The following is a 238-nucleotide window of genomic DNA, read 5'->3' as shown; positions in this document are numbered from 1 at the left end:
ATCTACCGCTGACATGGGCAAAAACGGGCGCAGCACGGTATAGCCGACGGCAAACACCGTTCCGACCAAAGCAATAATGCCTACGCCGATAGCGGTATCCTCATCTTTTGCCTGGATAATAGGAGAAACGGCGGCGATGGCAGCGGCCCCGCACACTCCAGTACCTACTCCGAGCATGAGGGAGAGGGATGGCTCTGCCTTCATCCATTTTGCAAGCAGCATGGTGAGGGCGATAGCG

Annotated in this window: 1 protein-coding gene; it reads right to left on the bottom strand. The window is 56.7% G+C overall.

The features are described from left to right. A partial coding sequence (locus SB775_RS33635) for a putative sulfate exporter family transporter (protein WP_410865642.1) occupies positions 1-238 on the bottom strand: 238 nt, incomplete at both ends.

The organism is Peribacillus sp. SIMBA_075 (assembly GCF_046534585.1).
Note: the sequence above shows the minus strand (reverse complement) of the source record. Positions and strands in the feature narration are given on the sequence as shown.